A 16900-nucleotide genomic window follows, 5' to 3' on the forward strand; every position below is an offset into this window, starting at 1 on the left:
GGTAACTCCCGGGGGAGGTGTTAACTCACTGGGCTGCTGGCCAAACCAGCGCGAATTGAATGTAACCGGGTACCACTTCCTACAGGAAGATTCACCGCACGAGATCGGGGAGGCGCTCTCCGTCTTCGTCCGTGAACCAAGGTCCAGGGCTTAGTCGGACAGTCGAACCCTTGTGCTGCTTGCACGTGGATGTTGGTATCGGGCAAGCCCAGGTCAGTGAGGCGGACTATGAGGGTGATCCCAACAGGCCCTTCCTCGACAAGCGTCTGGTCACTCGGCTGCCTACCTCGGTGCCCTAACCTGCTTCGGTGGAGATTCTTGCCAACGCAGCTCTTCAAGTCATCCCGCCGCTCGACCGGGACTACGAGCTGTACCAGTTTGCCGTGGAGTTTTTGTGTGACTGGGGGCTGGGCAGGTGCCAGTCCTCATGGACCATCGTCCCGGCTTCGCCGTTAAAGCCGAGTTGATCCAGGCTCGCGAATTGATCTCAGCCGTTAGAACGAGAGGGCTTGTCACTCTCTTCTTCAAGTGAGCATGCTGGGGCGAAAGCGAGGACGTCCGGAACTGCACTAGCCGCACATCTTTGGGCCGACCCGGCACATCGATGCGCGGTCGGTGAGAGAGTTGAAGGCCGAAAAAACTTGCCAAGAACTGCCGTCAGCAAAGTTTCGAGTCGCGGAAGGCCGGCTGCCTCCTTCGGGGAAGGAGATGGCATTAGCGTAACCCTGCCCATGAGCTGTCCACCGTTCCTTGAATTCCAGGACGGGAGCCGAACTCTTTGCGGCGTCCGAGCCTCACCACTTCCTTGCCCTCGCTCGACGGTTGCCACCACCGGCGCGGCCGGCGACGAGCCCAACGGAAGCGGGAATCGCAACGACCGCGAGAGCCCGTTTTCCACTGCTTGTCAGTTTCCTTCATTATGGCCTCCTTGCCATCTGTCGCCAGCCGTCAGTCGACATCGGTAGTATACCATCGCTCCGCAGAGTGGCAATGGATCACTTCCCGTGACTTTGACACCCGGCACGAGGCTAGAACATCAATGGTCGACAGCATGCAGTCGGCTATAATTTGGTACAGGTCGCCAGGAAGGCAGCAACACATGGACACAGCGAATCGGTTCAGCGTCAAGAAGTTCTCCGACGTCGCAGTTGAGGTGGTTCGAGAGAAGATCCTCTCCGGCGAACTCGCTCCGGGGCAGCGCATCAACGAGATCGCTCTGAGCGAGGAACTGCAGATCAGTCGGTCTCCGCTCCGGGAAGCGCTTCGTGATTTGACCAGCGAAGGCCTGGTCACGATGTCACCCGGCAAGGGATCGTTCGTTGCCAGCTTTGACATAGAGACCGTCACTCAGATCGGCGAAATCCGACTCACGGTCGAATGCGCTGTAGCACGGTTCGCCGCCGAGCGGGCCGATGAAAGCGATCGCGCGGAGCTGAAACAGATGATCGGCGAGATCGAGGAAGCGATCGCGGCACCCGATCGCCCGTACCCGCACCACCTCAACTTCCACCACCTCCTTGGCCGAGCCACCAAGAATCCTCGCCTGAGCCAGCTGAGCGACGAGGTGGAGCGACAGCTGCGACTGGCCCGGATCGCTTCAGGCAACTCGCCCACGCGAGCGCGAGAAGTCCTCGCCGAGCACCGCGCCATCTCGGATGCCGTTCTAGCCGGTGACGTCGAGCGCGCTGACCGCGAGATGCGGTCCCACATCACGGCGAGCAACGACGCGATCATCGCCCTCATCGTCTCCTGACCGCGCACGAAAGGGGGTGGCGGGCGGCCAAGCGCGCGTATCGCCTCTTTTGCCTCGCTGTTGCCCGTCAGCTGCGCGTCAGATCGTCGACGTAGACCACGCCTGCTGCGATCCTGCGCGCTGTGCGTGTCACACCGACCGATGCCACTCCATCCTTATCATCGAGGAGCGACTCGACCTCGACGACGCCCTTCGGGTGCCGGATCCGGATTGATGCGCCTGATACTGCCGCGTGAGAGTGCACGAGCGTGCCGTGAAGCCGCGCTGCGGCCGCGATACACATCGCCGCGGTCATCGGCAGCGCCCGATGAGGGCGACCCATCGAGAACGACCGAGCCAGGAGATCGACATCATCCGCCCCTGGTCCGACCATCGCTATCCGCGGCCATGTAGGTCCAGGGCCGCCATCCGCGTGCAGTCCTGATTCCTCCAATAGATGTGCTGCTGCGTTGCGGATGCGCTCCACCTTTTCGACCAGCGCGATATCGCCGTCGATCTCGTCGACTGCGAGCTTCCCCCCGAGGACTGCCATATCGACCAGCACGTAGGGATGGGTCACCGCTACGATCGAGCACGGGATGTGTTCACCGTCGACGACGAGCGCGTCCATGGCCCGCCCCGTGGGCAGCGCTCGTCCCGAGATCGCCGGATCGAGATAGCGTGTCGTGATGGGCGATCCCGATCCGGGGACGCCGGGGACAATCTGCTCCCCCTTAACCGCCGCGCGCCCGTTGCTCGTGAAGAGTTCGGCCTCGATCGAGACGTCCGTGTTCTCGTTGAAGAGTGGCACCTGCATCCGCCCCCCGGTGATTGGGACGAGACCCTCGTCGATCGCGAATGGCGCAACCGCTGTGGTGAGGTTCCCGCAGTTCCCGCTCCAGTCCACCACGGCGCGCTCCACTCCCACCTGCGCGAAGCGATAGTGGATCTCGTTTCCGACGGCACGGACGATCACGACCTTGGATGTGCTCGAGTACGTTCCCCCAAGCCCGTCGATCTGCATCGGATCGGGGCTCCCCATGATCGAGAGCAGCAGATCGTCCAGGCAGCCCGCGTACGGCGCCACATCCGCGGCATGCAGAAATACGCCTTTGCTCGTCCCTCCCCTCATGAGCACGAATGGAATGCCGAACGAATCCTGAATCACGTTTTCCTCCTGTGGTTTGCATCGTCGCGACGGTGCCTAGCCGTTGCATCTGTGAACTGTCAACATTTGCTGTTACATTTCCGGAATCGCTAGGCACCATCGCGATGAATGCTCGGCAAGGCGCCGTTCATCCCCGACTGACCTTGCCGAACAATCGTGCGATGGGGACGAGCACGACGGGGCGCGCCGCGATCCAGCCTGAGGCGATGACGACGAGGGATGCCGCGAAGATCCAGAACCCGTCCCAGCTCACGGCATCCTGGCCCGCGTACATGTGGTTGAGGTTGCGAAGCATGCCCGTCGCGAACACCAGTGCGACGTGCATGACGATGAACACGACGAAGTAGATCATGACGGGGAAGTGCACCGCGCGCGCCCACTCGATCGGGTAGGCCCTGCTGAGGCGTGTGGCCTTCTTCGGCCAGACGTGGCTCATTCGCACGCCGCTCGCGATCGCGAGCGGCGCCGCTAGGAACACGGTAGCGAAGTACGCAAGCTGCTGCAGGCTGTTGTAATTCACCCAGCCGTTCTCAGTGGGCCAGTCCAGCGCCATGTACTGCAGGCCGGCGCTGACAGCGTTCGGGATAACGGTCCACGATGTGGGGACAATCTTCATCCATTGCCCTGTGACGAACAGCAGTACGATGAAGACGATGCCATTGAGGATCCAGAGGATGTCGAGCGCCTGGTGGAACCACAGGCTCATGCTGATCTTGCGGTCGCTGTTGTTGCGCGGCGACCAGAGGAGGGCGGGCCGCTTTTCCGTGCGCACTCCTAGACCCGACCGGATGATCAGCACCATCAGGAACACCGTGAAGAAGTGCTGCCAGCCAAGCCACGTCGGCACCCCGGCTGGCGCGCCAACTGGAAGCTCGTACTCGCCGGGATAGGTGGCGAGGAAGTCCTGCATGAATTTAGCGCTCAGGAACCAGCGCGTGAGCGCCACGACCATTCCTGCGGCCACCATCAGCCCGACACCGCTCATAACGGCGCGTGCCCACCGACCTCGCGAGAACCGGCCGTCTCGATTCGGCGGCGGCGTGGGCTGCGCAGCGATCTCCGGTTGCTCCGTGCGGGTGGACGGGAGAAGCGGGTGGGGAGCGGGATCGACGGAAGTCGCGGCCGGTGTGGTCGGGGCTGCCACGGGAGCGGCTACGGCTTGGCTGGCCGCTGTTGTTGCCGCGCGCGGCAGGCCCATCCGCCGCGCCGGTACAGCGGCTGCCGTCTCCTCCACGTCGCCGTGGATGCCCGCCGCGGCAGGGTGGGCGGCGAAAGCCGCGGGCCAAGGTTCGCCACCGGCGACCCGCGGCAGACCTTGGCGCGGCGACCTGGGTGCGGTTCCGGCGTCGTTCCACGCTTCGGCTCGCACCGAAGCCGGGGCGGATACCGCAGCCGGGGTAGGATCCACAACCACGGCCAGATCAGGGAAGATCGGATCCGCGATCACGGGACCTGCGGCATCTGTTACAGCCGCGACGACGGCAGGCCAGGAATCTCCTCCGGGAATGCGCGGCAGTCCTCGACGAAAGGATCGGGGTTGGGTTGCCACGGCAGTCAGACCTTCTTCGCTTCGAGTGCAGAAATTAGTTGAGGCATGATCTCGAACAGGTCCCCGACCACCCCGAAGTCGGCGATCTCGAAGATCGCGGCATCCGGATCTTTATTGATAGCGACAATTGTCTTGGCAGTCTGCATGCCGGCCCTGTGCTGGATCGCGCCGGAGATACCTACCGCGATGTACAGTTGCGGCGACACCGATACGCCGGTTTGCCCGACCTGGTATGAAGACGGCACGTAGCCCGCGTCCACTGCCGCGCGCGATGCGCCGACGGCCGCGCCGAGCACGTCTGCGAGCTGCTCGACGAGCGTGAATTTCTCGGCCGATCCGAGCCCCAGGCCTCCCGAAACCACTTTCGTGGCACCGCGCAACTCGGGGCGCGAAGAGACGACGACGGTTTCTTCCAGCGATTCTACGGATGCCGCCGGCTTTCCAGAGTCGCGCACCTCGAGCTCATGCACGACAGGAGTGCGGGCCTGCGCGCGATCTTCGACCGCGCCCTGACGGATCGTGATCACGGGTGCGCCCCACGTCACTGCGGAGTCGACGCTGTAAGCACCGCCGTACACGGAGTGATGTGCTACCACGCCCTCCTGGTCCCGCGATACGGCGACGGCATCCGCCGCAAGACCAGATCGCGTCCGCGCGGCGAACCGGGCCGCGACCTCACGTCCCTCGACGGAGTTTGACACGAGCACGGCGTGCGGGCGCACGCGATCCGCCGCAGCCGTGAGCGCGTCCACGTGTGACGCCGCCACGAGGGCTGCGTCACCCGGCGCCGTCAGCACCACGGCTGCGCCCAGATCCGCCGCCTGCGATGCGAGGGATGCGGCATCTGTCGCCACGATCACTGCGACCGGCGTGCCGATCTGCGCCGCGGCCCCCAACAGTCCTGCCGACGACTTAGCAAGACCCCCCGAGGGGTCGACATCCACTAGCACTAGGATCGGGTCTTCCGTAAATTCCGACATTTAGCCCTCTCTTACACGAACCGGTTCTGGATCAGGAATTCCGCGAGACGCTCGCCCGCGTTACCCTCATCAGTGATCTTCAAGCCCGCCGCGCGCGGCGCCGTCTCGCTTAACCCGATGACGATCGACCGAGAGGCGGAATGGTCCTCCGCATCGATAGAGAGATCCGCGAGCGAAAGCGTCTCAAGGGGTTTCCTTTTGGCGGCCATGATGCCCTTGAAGTTCGGGAGCCGCGCATCAGGCAGCGCTTCGGTGATGGAGATGACGGCCGGCAGCGTCGCCGACACCGCCATCGTCGCGCCATCCAGTGAGCGGACGCCGGAAACCTTTCCGGGATTGATCTCGACGTCGCTCAACGCCGTGGCGCTCGGCACGCCCAGCAGCTCCGCGATCATCGCCGGGATCACGCCTCCCGATCCATCGGTCGAGAGGTTGCCCGCGATCACGAGGTCGAACCCGGTCCGTTGCAATGCGGCGGCGAGTACTTCGGCCGTGAGGCCGAGATCCGCGCCCAGGAGCCGCTCGTCGGCGACCTGCACTGCTGATCCCGCACCCATCGCCAACGCCTTGCGTAGGGTCGCCTGCGCGGTCGCTGGAGCCATCGACAGCACGACGACCTCCGCGTCCGGATTCTTGTCAACGTGACTCAGCGCGAGCTCCAAAGCACGCTCACCAATCTCGTCGATCACCGCGTCGCTCGCAGCACGATTCGCGAGACCTGTCTCCAGGCTCAGCTTGCGGTCTCCGTAGGTATCGGGGACCTCTTTAACTAAGACAACGATCTTCATCGGACTCCTCTCTTCCGTCTACGCCTCCCCATGGGCACGGGAGTATGGATCGCCTCCCGTGCCCTGATTCGAGGGGGCCTACAACACCCCGGCTGCTGCAGCGCCGGCACGTCCGCCGAACACGACGTTTCGCGTCATTCCGGTGCACGACGGGTAATTGTGGAAGAAGAGGCCGAGGATGTCGCCGGTGGCGAACAGTCCCTTCATCGGCTGCCCCGACTGATTCAGCACCTGAGAGTCACGGTTGACTGCCAGGCCGCCGAACGTGAAAGTAATGCCTGCGGTGACCCGATAGGCGAGGAAGGGTCCCTCTTCGATGGTCAGACACCAGTTTGACTTGTTGGGCGTGAGACCGTGAGTGCGTCGGCCGTCGTCCTTCGTCGCGTCGAACGGGACGCTCTGGTCGATCGCGGAGTTGAACTCGTCGACCGTCGTCGTGAGTGCGGCAGGGTCGAGGCCGAGCTTCTCAGCGAGTTCGGGGATGCTGTCGGCGACGATCGGCGTCGCCTGCGCGTACTCGACTGGGAAATATTCGACGGACTTTTGGTCGTAGATCTGGAACGCATAGCCGCCGTTCTCCCGGAGCACGGCCCAGCCGGTCTTCGCGTAGGTGTAGGTGCGGTGCGCCTCGGCCTCGTCGAAGAAGCGCTTGGCCTCGGCGTTGACCGTGATGCCGAAGGGGTAGGCGTACCGGTTGACGGAGTCGTCGATTTCCGCCGGGGGCGTGTCAAGATCGACAGGGCTGGCGTGTGCCCCCTGCCACTGACCGGCAGTCTTCGCACCGAGATCGATCGCCATCTGCAGGACCTCGCCAGTGTTGTGGCGGCTGCCCCGAACCTTCATCAGGTCGGCGTTCTGCTCGAGGTATCGACCACGTCGCTCGGCGCTCGCTTGGAACCCGCCGCTCGCCAGGATGACTGAGTCGCACTCGACTTCATAGCGTCCCTGAGGTCCGTCAACCTGCACGCCGTGGACGCCGCGGTAGTCACCAAGCAGACCAGTCACGGAGGACTCGGTTCGGAAATCGATGCCCATGCCTTCGGCGATCTTGATCCAGCGCTCGACAAGGCCGAGGCCGCCGTCGACCGGGCAGACCGCCGTGCCGGGATCGTAGTGGGTGTAGTCACCCATGTCGACCGGGTTGCGGAAGCGCCATTTGTGCCCGAGGCTAGTCATCCAGGCGATTGCATCACGAGAATCGTCCGCTAGGACTTCGGCCAGTTCGCTGTCAATCCGCCCACGCGTGACCCGATTGAGGTCAGCGATGAACTTCTCCTTCGTGTACGGAGCGACTCGCGCCCGTGCGTGCTCCGCCCGCTCGTGTTCCGGGATGAGTTGCATCAACTCGTCGGTTCCGTCGTGAACGAAACGGAATCCCATGAGCGAGTAGCGGCAGTTGCCGCCAACTAGGTCACGAGTCGCCTTTTCGAGGACGAGAACCTTCTCCGCGCCAGCCTCCTTCGCGGCTGCCGCCGCTGCGAAGCCAGCGCTTGCCCCACCCACGACCACTACGTCGTATTTTTCGGTCATTGCTACTCCTAGCCTCTCCTGCGGTGCTACCGCCAATACACGGAGCGCATGCTCTGCCACAGGCTTTCCACCGTGTTGTGCCAACGCCACGTTGTGTGAACGATGGCAAAAGTGTATCGCATTCTGTCGGCTGCCGACAGGCGACAGGCCAAGTTTGCCCCTAGTGTCCGCAATGGCGTCGTTGATTCGTTGCGAACGAGGACATGCCAGTGGACGCCGCGAAAAGGAACGCGTTCCGCCGGATACAAGGAAACTAGCCTTAGAAGTTCACTTCTTCGCGGGTTGTATCTATTCCTGCCCAACTCGGCGATGCCTTCCACAAGGTCGTCATCGACGGGAACATCCGCGGGCCCGCCGACGGCGGGGGAGAGGCCGAGGGGCCCCGAGAATCCAAGCAGAGGACGGGCCGCATCCGTGCCTTCCCTCCAGCGGGTAACTCCGACAGGCTGCAGAGCTGCTATCCGGCGAGCGACTGTGCTCCCGGGACGGTGCGGCCAGCCCCCTTAACTAAACAAGCCTGGACGATGCCACGGTGAAAGGGCCGCCAGGGAAAGCTACTGCCGCTTCAGGTAGCCGGTACGGATCAATTCCTGGACCACGTCCTCGACAAGTTTGACCAGCCGCCCGCTGCCGCGTCCCGCCATCCGACTGTCCTGTAGGAGGTCCGTCACATTGCCGGAACCGTGTCTGAACCGTTCAATAAGAACGTAAAACTGCCAGACGGATACACCCAGCTGCGTTGCAGCATCGGTGGCAGCCCTGCGGCCAACCAGATCTTGCCGGGCCAGAGGAGCAATCAGGGCAGCGTTGCGGACCGCGGGACCCCATCGCGCTGCGGACAAGGCAAGAGACCATGCTCAATGATCGGCACGCCGTTGTCCGTCATGTCGTCACCGCTGGAGAGTTCCCCCGCCAGTGGGTGTGGGAGCGGTAATGTGGAGTCAGCTGACGATCGTCGCAGTCACGGCCGTGTGGTCCGCTCCCGCGGCCATACGTGCTGCACGACTCAGAGATCGCTGTTCGATGGCGGAGAAGAGGACGAGCGATGACCGACCTGACACAATTCCGAACTCGTAAATTCTCGGATATCGCCAGCGACTTGATCCGCGAGGAAATCCTCTCCGGCAAGCTCGCTCCCGGGGATCGCATCAACGAACTGGCACTGAGCGACCGTCTGCAGATCAGCCGCTCGCCGCTCCGTGAGGCCCTGCGCGACCTCAACGGAGAAGGACTCGTACGCATGGTGCCCGGTCGAGGAGCTTTCGTCGCCAGTCCCGACGCGGAGGGCGTCAACCACCTTGGCGAAGTACGGCTCGCCATCGAAATGCAGGTCGCCCGCCTCGCCGCGGAGCGAATCGACGATGCGGGGCGTGACCGGCTGAAGTCGGTCATGGACCAGCTCGAGAACGTCCTCTCCAATCCGGCCCGAAGCTACCCCCACCAGATCGACTTCCATCACGCGCTCGGGCAGCTCACGCAGAACCCGAAGCTGCTCCAGTACAGCGACGAGATCGAACGACAGCTCCGAGTGGCGCGCCTCGCCCGTGGAGCGGCCCCGGACCGTGCCCAGGAGGTGCTCCGAGAGCACCGCGCGGTGTTCGAAGCCGTCGTGACGGGCGACCCCGATGCCGCGGCGGAGCAGATGCGCCTCCACATGATCCAAAGCACGCGGAGCATCGTCGCCATGATCCACGCGCACACTCTGGACTGAGACGTATCCGCCGTCCCCCTGGCCTTCGACGCCGATCCCGTCGCCCTCTTGACCGATGATGTCGATGCGTCTAGCCTTGAAGTCTGTCGACAGACTACACAGAAGGAAGGCATTGTGGCCTACTCCGCATCCATGATTATCGACGGCTCGGCCGTCGGGTCCTCGTCCGGGGATACATTCGAATCCGTCAATCCCTTCGACTCCGAGGTCTGGGCCACTGTGCCCGCGGGCACCGCAACTGATGTGGACGCCGCCGTCGGGGCCGCTCGAGCCGCCGCCAAGTCCTGGGGCCGCACGCCTGGCGTGGAGCGGGGCCGCCTGATGAGAGCGCTGGGCGAGGCGATCCGTCGCGATGCCGAGCAGTTGGCGCAGTGGGAGAGCACGGACAACGGGAAGGTCATCCGCGAGACGCGCACGCAGATGCAGTTCCTGGCGCGCAACCTGGACTTCTTCGCCGGATCCGCGGACAAGCTGTTCGGATCCTCGATCCCGTTGGATAACCCCCGCATCCTCGATTACACGGTTCGCCGCCCCTACGGGGTCGCCGCTTTGATCACCGCGTGGAACAGCCCGCTCGCGCTGCTGGGCAACAAGCTGCCGCCTGCTCTCGCTGCTGGCAACACGGTCGTCATCAAACCATCCGAGCACGCATCCGTCACCACCACCGAACTCGGCCGGCTCGCGCTCGAGGTCGGATTCCCTCCTGGAGTCGTCAACGTCGTCACCGGCGACAGCGTCGTGGGCGAAGCGCTCACCAGCCATCCTGGCGTCGACAAGATCAGCTTCACGGGAGGCGGACCGGCCGGCAGGCGAGTCGCCGAGAACGCTGCAGCTCGCTTCGTGCCGGTGACCCTCGAACTCGGCGGCAAATCGCCCAACATCATCTTCGCCGACGCCGATCTCGAACGCGCCGTCGCGGGCGCGGTGTCGGGCATCTTCGCGGCTGCCGGCCAGACCTGCATCGCGGGCTCACGTTTGCTCGTCGAACGCCCGGTCTACGAGCAGGTGATCGACGCGGTCGCACAACGGGCGCGCGCGATCCGTCTCGGAGATCCTCGCGATCCCGCGACCCAGATGGGGCCCGTGGCGAACGAACCGCAGTTCGAGCGCATCGCCCGCCTGCTGGAATCGGCCGGGTCCGCCGGTCGCGTTGTCACCGGCGGTGGCGCGGCGCACGTGAGCGGTGCACCGAAGGGCTTCTTCGTCGAGCCCACCGTCATTGCCGACGTCGACCCGGCCAGCACGATCGCACGGGAGGAAATTTTCGGGCCCGTGCTGAGCATCATGCCATTCGACAGCGACGACGAGGCGATCGAACGGGCCAACGACAGCGAGCAGGGACTGGCGGGCGGCGTCTGGACCCGTGATCTCAATCGAGCACTGCGCATGGCCGACGAGCTCGAGGCCGGCGTGGTGTGGGTCAACACCTATCGCACATCGGCCGCGCAGGCGCCGTTCGGCGGCACGAAGCGAAGCGGCTACGGCCGTGAGCGCGGTATCGAGGCCCTCGACGACTACCTGTTTACGAAAAACATCATGATCGACACCTCCGACGAGGTTCGCGACCCCTTCATGATCCGCACCTGAGGAAAGGACCATCAGCATGGCAAAAAACGAAGACTACGACGTGATCGTCGTCGGCGGGGGCAATGCTGCTCTGACTGCGGCGCTTTCGGCTCACGAGAACGGCGCCCGCGTGCTCGTGCTCGAAGCCGCGACCGAGGAGGAACGAGGCGGCAACTCCCGATTCTCCGGCGGCATCTTCCGCGCGGCGCACGATGGCTTGGAGGCCATGAAACCGATCCTCCACTCCTCCAACGAGCGCTGGTACGGGCGGGTCGAGTCCGAGCCGTACACAGCGGAGACCTACCGCGCAGACTGGATGCGGACCTCCGCCGGGCGGCCTGACCCCGCCCTCGTCGACACGACCATCGATCGCTCCTTCGAGACCCTGCAGTGGATGCACGACCTCGGCGTCGAATGGGACCTGACCGCGGACAAGCTCATGGATCCCGACAAGCAGCCTGACGGGACGACGATCCAGCTGCCCCCGGGCGGGGCCATTCGCGCCCGGCACGAGGGGATCGGTCTGATCGAGCGGCTCTACGCCGCCGTCGAAGCCGCGGACATCGATGTCTGGTACTCCGCCCCCGCCTCCGAGCTGATCGCGGAAGGCGCCACCGTACTGGGGGTGCGGGTGCGTCTCGAAGACTCGTTCCTCGACATCCATGGCCAGGTGGTACTCGCCGCAGGCGGATTCGAGGCCAACCCCGAGATGCGTCTGCGCTACCTCGGAGACGGCTGGGACCTCGTGAAGGTGCGCGGTACCAGATACAACATGGGCGAGATGCTGCGGAAGTCGATCGATGCAGGTGCTCAACCCGCCGGGCACTGGGGCGGCGCGCACGCCGTGCCCCTCTCCCAGGACGCACCAGCCATGGGCGATCTCCGGTACACCGACAAGTTCAGCCGCTACTCCTACCCCTACGCACTACTGGTCAACGACGCGGGCGAACGCTTCGTCGACGAGGGCGAGACCGAGGTCTGGCTGACCTATGCAAAGACCGGTTGGGCCATCCGGGCTCAGCCCGGCGCGCAGGCTTACCAGATCTTCGACCAGAAGGTGGTGCATCTCCTGGAGCCGCGCTACAGCACGTCGCAGCCGGTCGTCGCCGACACCCTCGAGGAGCTGGCCGAGAAGCTGAGCATCTCGGCGGAGGGGCTGCGGAACACGGTCGACGCCTTCAACGCCGCCGTCCCCGACGATGCCGAAGGACGAACCGATCCCTTCTCGCTCGACGGTGTCGCCGCGAAGCCCGCCGGGCAGCCCGCTAAGAGCAACTGGGCCCGCCGGATCGACCAGGGTCCCTTCGTCTGCTATCCGGTGACCTGCGGCGTCACCTTCACCTACGGCGGGCTCCGGGTCGACGAGCAGGCCAGGGTGATCACGCAGGAGCAGAAGGTGATGGCCAACCTGTATGCCGTGGGCGAAATCGCAGGTGGATTCTTCTATCACAACTACGGTGCAGGAACCGGCCTCATGCGGGGTGCCGTCTTCGGCCGCATCGCGGGCGCGAACGCCGCGGTTGCCGCCAAAGCCAGGAGCGAGAAGAACGAAGTCGCCGCATGACCGGGTTGGTGCACGAGGTCTACGCCATCCGGTTCGCCGACAACCCGAGCGGTACTCGAGGACACTACTTTCTTGGCACCGCCGGGACGCCGGCCGACGAGCCCGCGCCACTGAACTACTACTTCTTCGTGCTGAGGTCGGCAGAAGGCGACATTCTCGTCGACTGCGGCTTCACCTCCGAGAAGGCAGCGGAGTGGGATCGCCCGCACTTCGCTGAACCGTGGGATGCGGCGCGCTGGCTCGACATAGATCCCGCGACCGTGCCGCTCATCGTTCTCACCCACCTGCATTTCGACCACGTCGGCGGCCTCCGAGGCTTCCCCGCCGCGGACATTGTGCTGCAGGAGGAAGAGATCGCGTTCTGGACGGGCAAAGCGGCCACCCGATCAGAGATCGCCCGGCTCGGCTCCCTGCCGGACCTGCACACCGTCCTTGATCGCGTCTACGAGGGCAAGGTGAGGTTCGTCCGTGGAGATGCGCAGGTGACCGACGGCGTGTGGGTGCACAGCGTGCCCGGCCACACACCGGGATCGCAAGCGGTGAGGGTGCGCACGGCATCGGGGGACCTGCTTCTCGCCGGCGACGCAGCCCACTTCTACGAGGAGGTTGAGCAGTCACACCCGTTCTCGATCTTCACCGACCTGGTCCAGATGTACGACAGCTTCGACCTGATGAACTCCCTGGTTCCCGCCGGGCGAGTGATACCAGGACATGACCCGCGCGTATTTGAACGCCACCCAGCAGTCCCCGGACTCGAGGGCCGCGTCGTCCGCATTGCCTGAGGAGACAGAGATCATGAACGTTATCGCCGTAGTAGGACTCGGACACATGGGCGGTGCCGTCGCCCGACGACTGGACGAGAAGTTCGAGGTGGTCGGCTTCGATGCCGCAGAAGGAGCGCGGGAACGCGCCGGAGTCACGACCGCGTCCACCCTCGACAAAGCGGTGTCAGACGCCGACATCGTCTTCACGAGTCTGCCGAACGACTCGATCGTGCGCGACGTGTGGCTCGGCCCTGGCGGACTCGTCGCTGCGGCACGAGAGGACGCGATCGTTGTCGAACTCAGCACGATCATGCCCACCACCATGCGCGATATCGCGTCCGCGGCGACCGGTCGAGGTGTCCGCAGTGTGGACTGCCCAGTCAGCGGTGGCCCCGGCGAGGCGGAGACAGGAAGGCTCTCGCTCCTGGTTGGCGGGGACGACGCGACCATCGATGCGGTCTCGGCAGCGCTCGAACAGCTTGGGACGATCCGCCGCACAGGGGACCTCGGTACCGGCAAGGTCGTAAAGATCGTCAACAACATGATGTCCATGGCGAATGTGCTCGCCGCATCCGAAGCGTTTTCGCTCGGATGCGCAGCCGGCGTCGACCCCCAGCGCCTCTTCGACGTGCTCTCCGTAAGCGGCGGCACCTCTCAGCACTTCACCAAGCGTTGGCCGAAGGCGCTTGCCGGTGATTTCACTCCGGGCTTCACAATCTCCCTCGGGGAGAAGGATCTGGCGCTCGGAATGGAGCTCGCGCGGTCCCTGCGTGTGCCCTCACCTGTGGCTGCCACGGGAAGGGAAATTTACCAGATGGCGATGCTGTCCGGCCTCGCGGACCAAGACATCGTGGCCCTCCAGCAGTTCTACGATAGCTGGTCAAGTGAACGGGCATCCAAGAAGCGCCTTGGAGAATAACCGCCGCTGCCCGATGACCGTCTAATAGCGCCTGCGACTATGAAGCACCGGGGTGGGAGAGACAGCCTCCTACGGCTTCGTCATTCTGCACGTGTCTAGCCGCAGGGTTCTAGAGCAGGCTGCCACGGAGACTTCGCTGCGTTCGGCCGTCTCTTAGCGAAGTTCGCTCGGCGCGAGGCGGGCGATAGCGTCGGCGATCTCGTCGGACTGGCCGAGGCGGCCGAGCGCGGTGTGGGCGGCCAGAGTGCTGTGCATCTCGGGGTGGCGGTGCCGAAACCGAGCAGTTTCTGGACGAGGTCAGGGAGCTGTCTACGTCCCGGGCTTTTGTCCCGTTGCCGGTAAGGGGCCGCATGGATCCCCAAACCTGGCAGCAGCAAGCTCCGGCGGCGCGGCATTCTCACTGGGAGGAATCGGGTGGTTTAGGTATCTCTGGCATTGGTGTTGGACCGATCTTCGAAGCGGACTTCCGTCCAAATCGTCGGGCCCAGGATGCGATCGTCGAAATACATGCCCTGGGCACCCGAAGGTATCACTGGGTGTTTGAGGCCGACATTCAGGCATGTTTGACGAGCTGAAACACTGCCCGCTCGGCTGCGGTGTCCCACTCAAGTGTTTTTGCGTGGTCGGGCGTTGAGTTCCTGGTCGACGTGCTCCAGATCCGCGGGCCCGTAGGCATTCTCAGGTCGCTGCCTTTCGGGAAGTACTGTCGCAGCAGCCCGTTTGTACTCTCGTTGGATCCGCGTTGCCAGAGATTGGCAGGGGCGCAGAACTAAATGAGCTGCAGACAAAAACCCGTGACATCAATGCCCAGCCGCCCGATACTGAACGTGTCTGGCAGGGCTGTGTCATTGCGGTCCGAGCCTTTGAGCGGGTCGCACAGCCCACCCTCACCGAGGATGAAGGAGGGCCGGGCCTTGCGGTTCGGCGACCCCCGGGTCATGGCACTGCTCAGCGCTTTATGTCTCAGCCTAACTGCCGTCGGATCCACCCACCGGAGCATGCGTGCCCGGGTGAAGAATCTGCTCGGCACCGGCTACAGAACCCACCAAATGAGCTATGACCTCGCGCGCATGCGCCGCAACGGACTCATGGAACGCCGCCCCCACAGCAACACCTACACCAATACCGAGGCCGGCCAAACGCAAGCGCCGTGTTCTACACCAAGGTCCACAACGGGCTCCTGCAACCGTTCCTTGCCGCCGACAAAGCCCCAGCACCACTACGCCAGTTCCTGGCCACCATCGACCGCAGTGTCAACGGCTACATCCAGGACGCCCGGATCAAAAACGCTGCCTGGAAACTCAAGACAAACATCAAAGATCTGACCCCCAAGGAACGGTAGGATTTGGTGCATTCTAGGTATGCAGCTGGAGGACTGCTTTTCCGATCTGATGGCGACTTTCCAATGCTGCGTGGGCCTGTTCGACTTCAGCGAAAGAGTAGCGGCCGTTGATTTCTATGGAGACTGATCCGTCCAGCAACCCACCGAACACGTCATCGGCACGTCGCTGAACCGTTTCCGCATCCGCAAGGTGGTCAGCAAGCCGAGGCCTCGTCAGAAAGAGCGATCCAGCCTCGCCAAGTTCGATCGGATCCAGGTCCTTGAGTGAACCTGCTACAGATCCGTAGTTGATAACCAAGCCTCGAGTGCGAGCCGCGCGAAAACTGTCTCGCAAGGTAGGGCTGCCTACGGCATCAAACACCACATCAACTCCGTTTCCTCCGGTACGTTCGCGGATGACATCCGCAAAGCGTCCGTCGTCATAGCGCATTACATGATCAGCTCCGAAGCGTCTCGGAATCTCTGCTTTCTCCTCCGTGCTGGTCGTTGCGAAGACCGTTGCGCCCAGCCGCTTTGCATATTGAACCAACAGTTGTCCGATGCCACCAGAGGCGGCATGAACCAAGCACGTGCTACCAGCGGCCAGTTGAGCCACATCGTGAGTGAGGTAGTGCGCAGTGGAGCCTTGAAAGATTGCAGCTGCGGCCAAATCCAAACTCACGCCGGATGGCAAAACTGCTAGACGATCTTCCGGTACAACGGCGAAGTCCGCATAGCTTCCCCAAGAGATACACCATGCAACCCGGTCGCCGACTCCCACACGCCTAACTCCTGGCCCTACGGCTTCGACAATGCCCGATCCCTCCATTCCAAGCGTAAGGGGCAGGCGAACCGGGTACGTTTGTGAGGCCTCATACTTACCCTGACGAGTATGCACGTCCATGAAGTTAATTCCGGCGAAGGCAACCTTCACCAGGACCTCTCCTGCCAGCGGACTTGGCTTCGGAACCTCCTCTCGCTGGAGCACTTCCGGCCCGCCGTACCGGTAGATTCGAATCGCCTTCATAGTTCTCTCCCTTGCCGCTCTCACACTGCCATCCAATGCCTCCACAAGCTCTAATGCTCGCTTTAGGGTGTTGTGGTTTCGCAGCTTATACACCTGCGCGAGCTTCTGCTCGGCGCTGTTGAGGGGTACTGGAACCGCCGCACGGACGACGGTCTGGCGCCGGCACGTAACGACCTGCTGCAAACCCGGTCATGCGGCGACTTCGTTCTTCTCGCTCCTGGCTTTGGCGGCAACCGCGGCGTTCGCGCCCGCGATGCGGCCGAAGACGGCACCCCGCATGA

14 protein-coding genes and 1 pseudogene are annotated in these 16900 nt (G+C 63.7%); 8 read left to right on the forward strand and 7 right to left on the reverse strand.

The features are described 5' to 3' along the window. The first annotated feature begins 1099 nt into the window (after positions 1-1099). Positions 1100-1753: a GntR family transcriptional regulator gene (locus CXZ05_RS13710; RefSeq protein WP_176156836.1), complete on the forward strand. Its 654-nt coding sequence runs from the start codon at positions 1100-1102 to the stop codon at positions 1751-1753. 67 nt (positions 1754-1820) lie between these two features. Here CXZ05_RS13710 and CXZ05_RS13715 read toward each other — a convergent pair whose 3' ends face one another. The 5 genes from CXZ05_RS13715 to tcuA (CXZ05_RS13735) all read right to left on the reverse strand — a co-directional run bounded on the left by CXZ05_RS13715 (position 1821) and on the right by tcuA (CXZ05_RS13735) (position 7747). Further along, a complete protein-coding gene (locus CXZ05_RS13715) occupies positions 1821-2900 on the reverse strand; it encodes a PrpF domain-containing protein (protein WP_079597028.1) in 1080 nt (359 codons plus the stop codon). A 127-nt stretch (positions 2901-3027) separates the two neighbouring features. Then, positions 3028-4449 (reverse strand): cytochrome b/b6 domain-containing protein, encoded by a 1422-nt coding sequence (locus tag CXZ05_RS13720; protein WP_079597027.1) that lies wholly within the window; start codon positions 4447-4449, stop codon positions 3028-3030. A gap of 5 nt (positions 4450-4454) precedes the next feature. Continuing rightward, the gene (locus CXZ05_RS13725) at positions 4455-5429 is read right to left on the reverse strand and encodes an electron transfer flavoprotein subunit alpha/FixB family protein (RefSeq protein WP_079597026.1); all 975 of its coding nucleotides are present in this window, start codon (positions 5427-5429) and stop codon (positions 4455-4457) included. A gap of 11 nt (positions 5430-5440) precedes the next feature. After that, a complete protein-coding gene (locus CXZ05_RS13730; RefSeq protein ID WP_079597025.1) occupies positions 5441-6217 on the reverse strand; it encodes an electron transfer flavoprotein subunit beta/FixA family protein in 777 nt (258 codons plus the stop codon). Between the two features lie 78 nt (positions 6218-6295). Continuing rightward, positions 6296-7747 carry an FAD-dependent tricarballylate dehydrogenase TcuA gene (gene tcuA / locus CXZ05_RS13735; RefSeq protein ID WP_079597024.1) on the reverse strand — a complete coding sequence of 484 codons (1452 nt, stop codon included), beginning with the start codon at positions 7745-7747 and terminating at the stop codon, positions 6296-6298. A 1045-nt stretch (positions 7748-8792) separates the two neighbouring features. On the opposite strand from tcuA (CXZ05_RS13735), the gene CXZ05_RS13740 reads away from it, so the two are divergent. The 6 genes from CXZ05_RS13740 to CXZ05_RS13765 all read left to right on the forward strand — a co-directional run bounded on the left by CXZ05_RS13740 (position 8793) and on the right by CXZ05_RS13765 (position 14846). Continuing rightward, on the forward strand, positions 8793-9458 hold the full coding sequence (locus tag CXZ05_RS13740; RefSeq protein WP_079597023.1) for a GntR family transcriptional regulator: 666 nt from the start codon (positions 8793-8795) through the stop codon (positions 9456-9458). A 114-nt stretch (positions 9459-9572) separates the two neighbouring features. Further along, positions 9573-11045, forward strand: coding sequence for an aldehyde dehydrogenase (locus CXZ05_RS13745; protein WP_219726555.1), 1473 nt, complete (start codon positions 9573-9575; stop codon positions 11043-11045). A gap of 16 nt (positions 11046-11061) precedes the next feature. Then, a complete protein-coding gene (tcuA, locus tag CXZ05_RS13750; protein WP_079599236.1) occupies positions 11062-12588 on the forward strand; it encodes an FAD-dependent tricarballylate dehydrogenase TcuA in 1527 nt (508 codons plus the stop codon). After that, positions 12585-13370: an N-acyl homoserine lactonase family protein gene (locus CXZ05_RS13755; protein WP_102973107.1), complete on the forward strand. Its 786-nt coding sequence runs from the start codon at positions 12585-12587 to the stop codon at positions 13368-13370. The genes tcuA (CXZ05_RS13750) and CXZ05_RS13755 overlap by 4 nt, the downstream gene beginning before the upstream one ends. Positions 13371-13383: 13 nt before the next feature. Continuing rightward, complete coding sequence (locus CXZ05_RS13760) at positions 13384-14271, forward strand: NAD(P)-dependent oxidoreductase (RefSeq protein ID WP_079599233.1); 888 nt, start codon at positions 13384-13386, stop codon at positions 14269-14271. Positions 14272-14621: 350 nt separating this feature from the next. Beyond that, positions 14622-14846: a hypothetical protein gene (locus CXZ05_RS13765; protein ID WP_176156968.1), complete on the forward strand. Its 225-nt coding sequence runs from the start codon at positions 14622-14624 to the stop codon at positions 14844-14846. Here CXZ05_RS13765 and CXZ05_RS13770 read toward each other — a convergent pair. Further along, a pseudogene (locus CXZ05_RS13770) lies at positions 14825-15040 on the reverse strand (transposase); the annotation flags it as partial. The gene CXZ05_RS13765 and the pseudogene CXZ05_RS13770 overlap by 22 nt on opposite strands. A gap of 381 nt (positions 15041-15421) precedes the next feature. Here CXZ05_RS13770 and CXZ05_RS13775 point away from each other — a divergent pair. Continuing rightward, positions 15422-15613, forward strand: coding sequence for a hypothetical protein (locus tag CXZ05_RS13775; protein WP_079599232.1), 192 nt, complete (start codon positions 15422-15424; stop codon positions 15611-15613). A gap of 13 nt (positions 15614-15626) precedes the next feature. On the opposite strand, the gene CXZ05_RS13780 is transcribed toward CXZ05_RS13775, so the two are convergent. Further along, positions 15627-16619 (reverse strand): quinone oxidoreductase, encoded by a 993-nt coding sequence (locus tag CXZ05_RS13780; protein ID WP_079599235.1) that lies wholly within the window; start codon positions 16617-16619, stop codon positions 15627-15629. Positions 16620-16900: the final 281 nt, after the last annotated feature.

Source organism: Arthrobacter sp. AFG20 (assembly GCF_002892795.1).
In the GTDB taxonomy this organism is placed as follows: domain Bacteria; phylum Actinomycetota; class Actinomycetes; order Actinomycetales; family Micrococcaceae; genus Arthrobacter.

Bases quoted from the DNA above. Each gene is read 5' to 3' on its own strand.
- CXZ05_RS13710 (WP_176156836.1), top strand. From the start codon at position 1,100: ATGGACACAGCGAATCGGTTCAGCGTCAAGAAGTTCTCCGACGTCGCA.
- CXZ05_RS13725 (WP_079597026.1), bottom strand. From the start codon at position 5,429: ATGTCGGAATTTACGGAAGACCCGATCCTAGTGCTAGTGGATGTCGAC.
- CXZ05_RS13730 (WP_079597025.1), bottom strand. From the start codon at position 6,217: ATGAAGATCGTTGTCTTAGTTAAAGAGGTCCCCGATACCTACGGAGAC.
- tcuA (WP_079597024.1), bottom strand. From the start codon at position 7,747: ATGACCGAAAAATACGACGTAGTGGTCGTGGGTGGGGCAAGCGCTGGC.
- CXZ05_RS13740 (WP_079597023.1), top strand. From the start codon at position 8,793: ATGACCGACCTGACACAATTCCGAACTCGTAAATTCTCGGATATCGCC.
- tcuA (WP_079599236.1), top strand. From the start codon at position 11,062: ATGGCAAAAAACGAAGACTACGACGTGATCGTCGTCGGCGGGGGCAAT.
- CXZ05_RS13755 (WP_102973107.1), top strand. From the start codon at position 12,585: ATGACCGGGTTGGTGCACGAGGTCTACGCCATCCGGTTCGCCGACAAC.
- CXZ05_RS13760 (WP_079599233.1), top strand. From the start codon at position 13,384: ATGAACGTTATCGCCGTAGTAGGACTCGGACACATGGGCGGTGCCGTC.
- CXZ05_RS13765 (WP_176156968.1), top strand. From the start codon at position 14,622: ATGGATCCCCAAACCTGGCAGCAGCAAGCTCCGGCGGCGCGGCATTCT.
- CXZ05_RS13780 (WP_079599235.1), bottom strand. From the start codon at position 16,619: ATGAAGGCGATTCGAATCTACCGGTACGGCGGGCCGGAAGTGCTCCAG.